The organism is Clostridium sp., from assembly GCF_016650035.1.
Taxonomy (GTDB): Bacteria; Bacillota; Clostridia; order Clostridiales; family Clostridiaceae; genus Clostridium_AD.
Genome location: NZ_JAENWM010000105.1, coordinates 1 through 11587 on the forward strand (window position 1 = coordinate 1; position 11587 = coordinate 11587).

13 protein-coding genes and 1 riboswitch are annotated in these 11587 nt (G+C 30.3%); of the genes, 11 read left to right on the forward strand and 2 right to left on the reverse strand.

The genetic code is table 11. The features are described 5' to 3' along the window. The 6 genes from JJD95_RS17715 to JJD95_RS17740 form a co-directional block, all read left to right on the forward strand. A partial coding sequence (locus JJD95_RS17715; RefSeq protein WP_291644446.1) for a magnesium chelatase domain-containing protein occupies positions 1 to 1080 on the forward strand: 1080 nt, incomplete at its 5' end. Positions 1081 to 1165: 85 nt separating this feature from the next. Then, positions 1166 to 1267: riboswitch (TPP riboswitch) on the forward strand. 146 nt (positions 1268 to 1413) lie between these two features. Further along, complete coding sequence (tenA, locus tag JJD95_RS17720; protein WP_291644448.1) at positions 1414 to 2067, forward strand: thiaminase II; 654 nt, start codon at positions 1414 to 1416, stop codon at positions 2065 to 2067. Positions 2068 to 2092: 25 nt separating this feature from the next. Beyond that, positions 2093 to 2671, forward strand: coding sequence for an energy-coupled thiamine transporter ThiT (gene thiT, locus JJD95_RS17725; protein ID WP_291644449.1), 579 nt, complete (start codon positions 2093 to 2095; stop codon positions 2669 to 2671). Between the two features lie 75 nt (positions 2672 to 2746). Continuing rightward, the gene (locus JJD95_RS17730; protein WP_291644466.1) at positions 2747 to 2869 is read left to right on the forward strand and encodes a BrxA family protein; all 123 of its coding nucleotides are present in this window, start codon (positions 2747 to 2749) and stop codon (positions 2867 to 2869) included. Positions 2870 to 2894: 25 nt separating this feature from the next. Beyond that, entirely contained in the window at positions 2895 to 3947 is a 1053-nt protein-coding gene (locus tag JJD95_RS17735; protein ID WP_291644451.1) for a DNA-processing protein DprA, read from the forward strand. Positions 3948 to 4020: 73 nt separating this feature from the next. Further along, complete coding sequence (locus JJD95_RS17740; protein ID WP_291644453.1) at positions 4021 to 5295, forward strand: HD domain-containing phosphohydrolase; 1275 nt, start codon at positions 4021 to 4023, stop codon at positions 5293 to 5295. A gap of 41 nt (positions 5296 to 5336) precedes the next feature. Here JJD95_RS17740 and eutH read toward each other — a convergent pair whose 3' ends face one another. Then, complete coding sequence (gene eutH / locus JJD95_RS17745; protein WP_291644455.1) at positions 5337 to 6434, reverse strand: ethanolamine utilization protein EutH; 1098 nt, start codon at positions 6432 to 6434, stop codon at positions 5337 to 5339. A 66-nt stretch (positions 6435 to 6500) separates the two neighbouring features. Next, a complete protein-coding gene (locus JJD95_RS17750) occupies positions 6501 to 6848 on the reverse strand; it encodes a hypothetical protein (RefSeq protein WP_291644457.1) in 348 nt (115 codons plus the stop codon). 405 nt (positions 6849 to 7253) lie between these two features. On the opposite strand from JJD95_RS17750, the gene JJD95_RS20165 reads away from it, so the two are divergent. The 5 genes from JJD95_RS20165 (at position 7254) to JJD95_RS17770 (ending at position 11358) form a co-directional block, all read left to right on the forward strand. Next, positions 7254 to 7547 carry a DUF5658 family protein gene (locus JJD95_RS20165; protein WP_367114845.1) on the forward strand — a complete coding sequence of 98 codons (294 nt, stop codon included), beginning with the start codon at positions 7254 to 7256 and terminating at the stop codon, positions 7545 to 7547. A gap of 324 nt (positions 7548 to 7871) precedes the next feature. Then, positions 7872 to 8471, forward strand: a complete 600-nt coding sequence (locus JJD95_RS17755) for a recombinase family protein (RefSeq protein WP_291644459.1) — start codon at positions 7872 to 7874, stop codon at positions 8469 to 8471. Between the two features lie 369 nt (positions 8472 to 8840). Beyond that, complete coding sequence (locus tag JJD95_RS17760) at positions 8841 to 9119, forward strand: hypothetical protein (protein WP_291644461.1); 279 nt, start codon at positions 8841 to 8843, stop codon at positions 9117 to 9119. Positions 9120 to 9232: 113 nt separating this feature from the next. Then, the gene (locus JJD95_RS17765; RefSeq protein ID WP_291644463.1) at positions 9233 to 10582 is read left to right on the forward strand and encodes a tetratricopeptide repeat protein; all 1350 of its coding nucleotides are present in this window, start codon (positions 9233 to 9235) and stop codon (positions 10580 to 10582) included. Positions 10583 to 10806: 224 nt separating this feature from the next. Then, positions 10807 to 11358, forward strand: coding sequence for a hypothetical protein (locus tag JJD95_RS17770; protein ID WP_291644464.1), 552 nt, complete (start codon positions 10807 to 10809; stop codon positions 11356 to 11358). Positions 11359 to 11587: the final 229 nt, after the last annotated feature.

Here is an 11587-nt window from a genome sequence, read left to right on the forward strand (position 1 = left end):
AAGTCAACTCTTTTATTGCAACTCGCAAATTCTCTATCTTTAAAAGGATACAAAATTTTATATGCATCTGGGGAGGAAAGCAATAGTCAAATTAAAAATAGAGCCGATCGTACGGTAAAAGAATTAGCTGATAATTTTTGGGTAGTTTCTGATACTAAGTTAGATGAAATATTACAACATATAGAAACAGTTGATGCAGATTTAATAATACTAGACAGTATTCAAACATTTACTTTAGAAGAATATTCAGGCTCAAGAGCAGGATCTCCTACTCAAGTAATTGAATGTGCTACAGCTTTAAAGGATAAAGCAAAAAATCCAGATAGACCAAGAGCTGTATTTCTGGTTGGGCAAATGACAAAGGCTGATGAGATGGCAGGGCCTAGGATACTAGAGCATTTAGTGGATACAGTACTATACATAGAGGGAGAAGATGGAGAAGAACTTAAGCATTTAATTAGCAAAAAGAATAGATATGGGGATACGTCTGAAAGTGGGTTATTCCGAATGACAGAAATAGGGATGGAAGAAATAACTGACCCATCGGAGTTTTTTATGACCAAAAGGGAAGAACTAGTTCCGGGGAGTGCCTTAGCCGTTATAAAGGATGGTACGAGACCAATTGTTGTAGAGGTAGAAAGTCTTGTATCTAAATCGTTTACCCCTTATCCAAGTAGACTAAGTGAGTGTTTTGCAAGGAAGGAACAATTAGGTACTCTTATCTCAATTCTTGAGGAAAGAGGAGGGGTAGGACTTTATGATAAAAATGTTATTATAAAAGCAACAGGTGGTCTTAAGTTAACTGAAACATCAGTAAATCTTGCTGTAGTGATGAGTATTGCATCATCCGCATTAAACCATGGAATATCTACGGATACAGTTTTTATAGGAGAGCTTGGTCTTACTGGTGAACTTAAAAAAGTACCATCACTCGAGCAAAGACTAAAAGAAGTAGATAGAATGGGTTTTAAAAAGGCATATATACCGATGAATTGTTTAAAAACAGGGGTTAAATTTAAGAATATAAAGGTTATTCCTTGTAAGAAACTAATAGATGTTATTCAAAAGGAAATCCAGTAAGGTATATTAAGAGAAATTTTAAATACAAGTGATGAGATATTATTGTTGACAAGCTTTGACATAGGTTTATAATAGAGGAAAATAGAATATTTGCTAGGGGTGCACTTGTGCTGAGAAATAGTTTTTACTATTAACCCTTTAACCTGATCTGGATAATACCAGCGTAGGAAAGCTTACTAAAAGTATTATATGGATTGTATTGATAAATAATATTTATAAGTGTAAACTACGCGCCTATATTCCCTAAGGGAATATAGGCATTTTTGTGTTTAGGCATCTTTTCTTGTTATTTTATTTTAGATGATTCATAGAAAATATTGAAAGGGGATTATTATGAAATTTACAGATTATATATTTGAAGAGGTAGAGGAATTTTGGAAGTCCTATTTAGAACATCCATTTATAAAGGAGATAGGAGAAGGTACATTAGATAAGGAGAAGTTTAAAAACTATCTTATTCAGGATTACCTATATTTAAAAGAATACTCAAAGGTATTTTGCATAGGGCTTGTTAAGGCAAAAACTATGGAGGAGATGAAATTTTATTATAATTCAATAAGAGGAACTATGGAGGATGAGGCGGCTGTTCATATAAAATATTTAGAAGGCTTTGGATTAACTGCAAAGGAAACGGAAAAATGTGAATATGATTTAATAACTTCAAGTTATACAAGCTATATGCAGGGAGTAGCGCTTACTGGAGATTTAAAAGAGATTGCACTCGTTACTATGCCATGTACCTGGAGTTATAGCTACATGGGTAAATATATTAAAAAGACTTACGAATATAAGCTAGAGGGAAATTTTTTCAAGCCCTGGATTGAAGAATATGCTTCTGATGGTTTTACAAAATTCACTAATGACTGGATAGATTATATAAATGATTTATGCAAGGATATAAATGAAGAAGAAAAGAAAAAACTATTGGCTATTTTTATGAAATCATGCATGTATGAGTTGAAATTTTGGGATAATGCATATAATTAATGCACAATAAAAAGGGAGAATTACAATGATTATTTTAACTGGACTAGTATCAATAATAATATTTATACTGTATATAATGGATGTAGGGAAACATAAATTCACAACAAAAACAATGGTTATAACAGCTATGATGAGTGCACTGGCATATGTCCTATATATGGTGCCACTTGTAAAGTATCCTCAAGGCGGCGGTATAACATTAATGTCTATGCTACCTATAATGCTACTTTCAATTATTTGTGGAAGAACGGCAGGACTTACAGGAGGAATTTTATTTGGATTATGTAAGATTTTAAATGGTGCCTTTATAATACATCCTGTTCAATTTGTACTAGATTTTATACTATCATCAATGGCGCTTGGTTTAGCAGATACCTTTGGACATGATAAAAAATATAAAATCATATGTGGAGGATTATTTGCAACAGGTATTGCATTGGTTTTTAATATATTATCTGGAGTATTATTTTTTGGACAATATGCACCAAAAGGTATGAATGTTTTATTATATTCATGCATATATAACGGCTCAAGTGCGGGAGTTGAGGGGATAATAACATCCGTACTTTTAGGATTAGTACCTATTAAGAGGTTTTTTAAATAGCAACCAGTAAAACAGAAGTGTAGTATACCTATACTTCTGTTTTTTTTATGCAAAGATATTTTTTTTTAGACAATTATCACTACAAGACTTAACGAGTTAGATGAATTTGTAATAGATAGGATATCAGAAGGTAATGTAGAAATATCGAAAATACTTGTTTTATATGCTATTATAAAAACAGATAGGTTATTTTATTAACTCAGCTTTCCCCACAGAAGATGAAATGATCAAGGTAGTAGATGCTATAAAAATTTATACTGGAATCGGGCAAAAGCAAATATTATCTTTTGTAAACATGAAAAGTGGTAGATTAGAAAAGTCTCTGAAGTACCTAGAAGTAGATGGAGCAATATACAAAGAAACCTCAAAGTACTACCCAACCATAAATAATTGGCGACCAAATTTAGAGTACTCAAATGCTATTTCAAAGATTAGAAGATATGAGTTAGAACGTATGAATGATTATATTGAAACTGATGATTGTTTAATGGAATTCATAGCAAATGAGCTTGATGACACATCAGCCCAAAAATGCGGTAGGTGTATGAATTGTAAGCCAAGTAAATTTACAAATAAAGTGAATTTACAACATGTAATTGATGCTACTAAGTTTTTAAAGGGGAATCATATGGTTATTGAACCAAGAAAACAGTGGCCTACTGGAATTAATATAAATCTTAATAATAAGATAAAAATTGCACCTGAGCATATGATGGAGCCAGGTATTGTGTTATGCTCTTATGGAGATGCTGGTTGGGGAAAAGTAGTAATAGAAGGTAAATATATAAAAGAAAATTTTAATGATGGTTTAGTAGAGGCAAGTGCTAAGATACTAAAATCAAAACTTAGTGAGTGGAATAAACTTGTTAAAAGTATAATATCAACAGATATTAAAGAACCAGGAGCTTTGTTTGGTTTAGATGAAGTACAAATTAAAAGTATTTTATCATTAAAAGAAGAAGATGCTAAAAGAATTTATCAATTATTAAATAGAGGTGCTTCTCTTGCAATTGAACTAGAAGATTTAAATAAAAGAGGTATATATACTTTATGTAGGGGGGACAAGTTATATCCAAAGCTTATAAAACGCAAGTTAAAAGAAAGTGCACCAACTGTAATATTTTATGCTGGTAATCTAGAACTATTAAATAATACTTCAATAGGCATGGTTGGTTCTAGAAATATAGATGAAGAGATATCAAAAAATACTATTATGATTTCTGAAAAAGTAGTTAGTGAAAACATTGAACAAATTGATTTTTTATCTAAATTATAACAAATAAAGAAATTTAATATAACGATGTTGTTTATATATTATTTATACCATATTATTAAAGGGAGATGAATTTATGAGAAAACAATTGTTGGTAAGCTTGGACAATTTGCTGTTATCTTTATCAGAGGTAGCGGATTTAGCAAACCCTTTGGTTGCGCAACATCAACACAGAACAGCATTTATTGCACTTGAGTTAGCAAAGTTTGCAGATTTAGAACCAGAAATTACTGAAAACATTTTTACTGCAGCATTATTACATGATATTGGTGCAATAACAGTGGAAGAAAAAATATCTATTCATAGTTTTAAAGAAGAAAACGGAAGTATTCATACAATCAGGGGGGAGTTATTATTAAATCAAATACCATGGTTAAGAAAGATTTCAAAGATAGTAAGAAATCATCATAAAAATTGGAATGAGTGGGAAGAAGGCTTAGAAAATCCAATAGTCTTTTCGTCTCAAATTGTCTTGCTGGCTGATTATGTGGAGAGATTAATAAATAGAAAAAAATATATTTTACATCAAAGCAAGGATATAGTAGAAACAATAAAAAAATTATCAGATACAGTTATTAATAAAAACATAGTAGATTATTTTGTTGATTTAGCTAAAAGAGAAGAATTTTGGTTAGATCTAACTTCTCCACGATTATATTCATTGTTATTGAACAGTGGACAATTTAAAAACATGAAAATAGGGCTTAAAGATATATCATTAATATCGAACTTGTATAGAGACCTAATAGATTTTAAGTCGAGATTTACTGCTACCCATACATCGGGCGTATCAGAATGTGCTGTGAAATTATCTGAATTATTTGGTCTGGCAGAGTTAGATGTAAAATCTATGATGATAGCAGGAAATTTTCACGATATGGGTAAATTGGTAATACCAAACAGTATTCTTGATAAGCCTGGCAAATTAACTCCCGATGAGTTTGCAATTATGAGATGTCATACATATCACACGTTTCGTACGTTAGATTCAATTGGAGGATTAGAGCGGATAGCTGAGTGGGCTGCCTATCATCATGAAAAATTAGATGGAAGCGGTTATCCATTTCATCTTACTAATAAGGAAATCGGCACCGGGTCTAGAATCATGACGGTTGCAGATATATTTACTGCTATACGTGAAGATAGACCTTATAGAAAAGGAATGGATAAAGATGAAATTTATAAGATTTTTAAAAGAAAAACAGAAGAAAAATTATTGGATAAACGAATTGTTGAATTATTATTTGACAATTATGAAACTGTAAGCACACAAGTAAGAGTAAAACAATCAAAAGCATTAGATTTTTACCAAAAGCGGTTTTTATCAATAGTTGATGAGGGGAAAACTTAGAAACAAGTAAATAGATTCCAATTACTATTCAAGAACCCCATTCATTTATGTGTGGGAGTTTCAGATTCCTTCGCTTCACGTTCATACAACCATGCCGCTAGTACAATACTGATTATTCCAGCTGTAAGTTTAGATATAATAAATGCTCCTAGCATTTCAGGAGCTATTCCTGATACAAATCCAAATTGACCACCAAATACAAAAGCACCACTTACTCCAAAGGCAGTACAAATTACCTTGCCTTTAGGATTCATTTCTTTATACGTTCCAAATATTAACAGGTTACTAGCTAAATTTCCTAAAAGACCGGCTACTGACACTGAGTTAATTCCAAATTTCTCACCTATTTTTTTGAAATGGCTTACAAAAATACGATTTATAAGTGCAAGCATAGGGTAGGCTCCACCTAGAACAAAGGCAATTTTTCCGACTACAACTGTAGATTCAGAGAGGGGTGCTAGTCCTAAAACAAGCTTAACTCCAAATATGGCATCTATACCTTGTAGGAGTAATCCAATAACACTTAAACCCATTATTAACTTTCCGAATACACTAAAACCCTTCATTAAAACATTAGGAACTTTTAATAGTCCTATTACTAAAACAATAGCAAAAACAAATATGGGTACAAGATTCCATAGTAATATACTAAATTTTATTTTTTGCCAAAAGCCCGCTGCAAGGCAGCCTATAGGAATAGCTATAATGCCAACCATAACCCCTTTAGAAAAATACTTTTCATCTTCTTTTGAAAGCATTCCTAAAGCAACTGGTATTGAAAAACTAATAGTTGCACCTAAAGTGGAGGCTATAATAATTCCTGAGAATAATCCCATTTCCTTAGTTAAGGCTATCTTAGTAGCCATTTGATACCCTCCCATATCTAGAGCTAAAAAAGATGCAGGAAATATAGAAGGGTCTAAATGAAATACTCTACAAATAGGAACAATGGCAGTAGATAAAAAATTTGAAAGTATAGGAGCTAAAGAATATATTCCTATCATGCCAAGACCCAAAACTCCCATGGTCTTTATTCCTTCCTCAAATTTTCCGCCAAGTTTCAAAGGACTTCCTAGTATATAATCAATTCCTCCAATTACAAAAAAACAACCGATTACATATAATACGAATTTATCCATATATATTTCTCCCTTCCAATAGGTGTACATTTGAATATACTATAAATATTATACATTGTTTAATATTTAAAAAGGTATACTATCATCGTCGATTTCTAAAACACGGTCATTATAAAACTTTTCAGATGAAATAGTATTTTTATTATCTTCAGGCTTCTCTTCACTATCAAAATGCTGTGACCAATTATCACAATATTCTTCATTAGCATTTTCATAACACTTAGGGCAAGTAATATAGTCATTATTCATATAATCATAACTCACAAAGCCATGGGTCATTTCTTGGAGTTCAAATATTTCTTTCCAGGGAACTTCAAATTGATGGTTACAATTAATGCACTTGAATTCGCACATACCAAAATCGAATTCCTTATCTGCTGGAGATTTCTTCTTTTTATCTTTACGTTTCTTCATTTGAATTCCTCCATTTTTTTTACGTTATAGGTATATTATAATAAAAAAAGTTAAAAATTAAAAGTATTCCTGTTAGGAATTAAAATGAACGTTGAAAAAATAGCTTCTACTTACAAGAAAAAGAAGTAGGATTAGGCAATATAAAGGATATAGGCAACCAACTCAAAGAACTATCAAAGCAATATGCAAACTCTGATTTGAGTGAAAATGATAAGTCGAAAATTGAAAAGCAAGCAGAGAAATTATTAAATAATTTAGGAAGTATTATGAATCAAAAATAAGAAAATAATATAGTAGGGGATAAGACAATTCAGCTAAATGGATCTGATGGACATGTCTTTTATTATTTCTGTTATAAAAACAGGAGATCTGGGTTAAATACGGAAGAAATTATTTGCAATATACATATTAAATGTAACAGATATTATATTTACACTGTTCCTAGTCAATTCGGGATTGTTCTTAGAAGTAAATGATGTCATGGCAACACTTGTTAACAATAGGCAATTAATAAGTGTAATAATTAAAGTAGTAATCCCATTTGTATTATTGTGTTTGGAATACCAAAGAATGAAAGGTGCCACGGAAAAACAACTATATAAGTCAAATATAATCATTAATGGACGCTTAATATTTTATGGACTTATAAATGTATTTCATGTTGTTTGGAGTATATTATATAATGTGATGAGAGGTTAAGAATTGAGGATTCAAATAGAATTAGCAAACTTAGTCGTGCATCCTTCGTAAGTACCTCTGAGGTGCTTATTTTTACATGTATGTAAAAATAAGATAAAGGACTGTAACTATGTCTATAGTGGAAAGATCTATTATAACCACGTATCATAATATATACCTAATGGAACAGTATTGTCCTTACCATGTACCAATGGTTTGAATAGTATCAATAAGTTAGAATTATATCTTTGGAACGTTTCTAAAGTATATTGACTATATGAAACGTAAATTATATGATTAAAGTATCAAAAGTATTAAAAGGATACTAAAGGGAGGATTGGTACTATGAAAACTGTAGCATATTTAAGAGTAAGTTCAAAAGACCAAAATTTAGATAGGCAATTAGTTGAAATCAAGAAATCAGGAATAGAAGATAAATATATATATACTGATAAAGAGAGCGGTAAAGATTTTGATAGGATTGGTTATCAATATATGAAAAAAGGATTAGAAAAAGGAGACTTACTTATAATTAAATCACTTGATAGATTTGGTCGTAGTTATGAGGATATAATGAAACAATGGAATGATATTACTAAAACTATAGGTGCTGATATTAAAGTATTAGATATGGAGCTATTAGATACTACTAAACATAAAGATATTTTAGGTACATTTATTAGTGATTTAGTATTACAGGTACTATCATTTGTGGCCCATCAAGAAAGAGAAAATATTAAGCAACGTCAAAAGGAAGGGATTGCAAGTGCAAAAAATAAAGGCATAAAGTTTGGTAGGCCTAAATTAGAAGTTAATAGTGATAATTTTAAGGGTATATATAAACAATGGAAAGATGGAAAAGTTAAAGGTGTTGAGGCTACGAAGATGCTGAACATGACTAAAGCTACATTTTATCGTAGAGTTAAAGAGTATGAAGGCAGATAGTTTATAGTGAAGAAGGGCACTTGTATAATGCAATTTATAGGATAAATGATAATTAAAAGGTGCAGGATAGCACTTCTTTTATTTTTGCAAGAAATATAATTAAATAAATTTCTAATATTAAAGAATAGTTAATGTAACTCTGAGAATATATCGGAGTTTTTTACTTTTTTCTACATGTTTTAAAGGATAAATATGAATGTTTCTTGAATTATGTAAATGGTGCACTTATTGTAAATTATGGATTTTAAGTGCGCCTAATGTCTATAATTAGAAGTTCGAAAAATGAAAGTTATAGGAAAATGGGTATATGGCGTCCTTGTAAAAAAAGATGCAACAACAAAAGTTAATATCAGAAGGAGTTGATTAAATATGTCCGACAATGATAATAACACAAACAAAAACAATAAAAATTATTATCTTAGTTTTGGAATAGGATTTGGATTACTATTTGGGGCTGGATTGGGATTAATATTTAAGAACATAGCTATGGGAGCAGGATTTGGTATGCTTGTTGGGATAGGAATAGGTTTAATAATGGACAAACATACAAAAAGTATAAAAAAAGACTTAATTAAAATTATATTAATAGTAATTATAGGTGTAATTCTTATATTATTAACACCTAAAACTATTAATTATTTATGGTAAATTAAATATTATTAATATAAATCTACTGCTGAACTTCATTTACTATTGTTCACCTATCTTAAAACTACGATAGATGAACAATTGTTAAATACTACGTATAAAAGGAGAAATAAATGAAGTTAATAAAAATACCTAATACTCTATTGTATATTCTAATTTTCATTATATTAATTGTGGTTATTATTGGCGAAACCCCTTCTTTAAAAGATAAAACTGCACATATAATAAAAAATATAAAGTTCAAGACCATCACTAAAAATATGGAGACGAAGAAGTTTGATAATATTACATATTATTATTTAAATAAAGGCGATGAAACATATATAAATACTATAAAAGAGTATATAAAAGAAGGGGAAGTAAAAATAGCGCCATTATTGGGACAAACAACCATGTATCCTTTTAATATAATTATCTTCACAACATCTGAATCATTTGGTAAAGCGTTTAACGTTAATCCTGAAGAAAGCAGAGCAGTAACTATTTTTGACTCTTTATATGTTCCAAATGATAATATCAATTCATACGTTTTGGTACATGAATATACTCACTATAAAATGAGTTCATTTTGTAAAGATAAAGATATACAGGAATTTAAAATACCTTCATGGTTTCAAGAAGGGGTTGCGGAATATACAAGTTCATCTTTGTTGCCTGAAGTATTTAAAAACCCTAAGATACAACAAATAAAAGACTTTAGAAAATTAGATAAAAACACACAAATGTGGAAATACAATGAATCTTATATGCAAAGTTATATTGCAGTGAAAAAATTAATAGAGCTTAAAGGACAAAATTCTATACAGCAAATTCTTATAAACACTAAATCTATGACATTTTACAATGCTTTTGAGAAAGTGGTTGGATTAAACATAGATGATTTTCAGAAGCTTTTGGAGAATCAGTTAGAATCAATTGATAGCGTTAATGCTTTATTAAAATCAGGGTTAACATATTATCAACAAAAGAAGTTTCTTAAAGCTAAAGAGATATTTTTAGAAGCTACAAAAAAATATCCCGACAATAATCTTACTTGGGTGAGATTAAGTATGTGTTATATAGAATTAGGAGATTTTGATGGTGCGTTAAAATCTCGAGAAAAAAGTGTATCTATTGAGGGGGCTAATTCCTCTTCTTATTTTGAATATTCGAAATTATTAATATCGACAGACTTAGATAAAGCGGTATCCATGGCAGAAAAATCAGCACAGTTAGCTAAAAAAGATTCAGATAACCCTAAATTTACGATGAATTATTTTTTATTCATAAAGGATATTAACGATAATATTAATTTAGATAAACCATTCACTCAATATGTAACTCTAATTAAAACGGATTACCTGTATGTGCCTATGATAAAGATAGATATAATAAATAAGGTATTGGCGAAATATCCAGACAAAAATGATAATCAAAAAGAACAGTTGATAAAACTTAAAAGTGATTTAGAAAATCAGAAATAAATAATTATGTTGTATTACACTTGTAATTTATTATGAACCAATAGAATCTCAGATAAATAACTTGATTATTAAAGGAAATCTAAGAGAAAATACCGAAACCTATTATACACTTAGGTTATCTAAGTTCACGATATAATGTATGTTTCTTATTCAACTAACGAGGAAGTTTAATTCAGTAGAATAGCATTATATAAAATTTATTATGAAGGGAAAGGTTATTGGCTATGGAAAGAAAAAAACATATAATATATATTCTCTCAACCATAATTTTTTTATTAATTATAATTATTTCTTCTTTAAATATTTACAATATAAAATTACAAAGGAATGATAGAGAAGAAAATTCCAATTCTTTCAATATTGGTGGAATAGTTTTTGATGCCAGCCAGAGAACAGAATACGCTGACTTTACTGGAAAATGGTTCAGCGAAGGAAATGGGAATATCAGTTTTGGTATTTCAGCGGGGGTTATAGACCCCAACACGGAGGTGTCTATATCGTTGATGGCAATGTCGGCACATGGAGCCAAATTGGGTAGAGATGTTCGATTTCAACTAACAGAACGTGATAAGGAATACAAGTTACTGGAGGTAATAGAAGAAGAAAAAGTATATATTGACACCATTACATCTGCTTCTTACAAAGAGTATTTCTCAACATTTCTCCCTGGTAAAGAAGATACCTATTATATGTTAAGTACAGAAATTTTAGATGAAAATGGTCAAGCCGAAGATACTGTCGTCACACAAATTTATGTTCCTGAAGCGGATTATTAATGAATAATTTTCTAAAAGCCCGTCATAACCAACTGTAAGAATTACTAAAGAAATCAGAAAAACTGGACAGGTTATGTCTATAATGGGCAGTGTGCGCCTTGTTTCCGAACAATCTATATAGAAATATATAATAAAATCGGACTACTAGTGAAAGAAAAAAAGCAAGTAGAACTCGTCATTTGAATCGGCAGGGGAAGTACCTGCCTGACCCCGTGTGAGGGGTTACAAA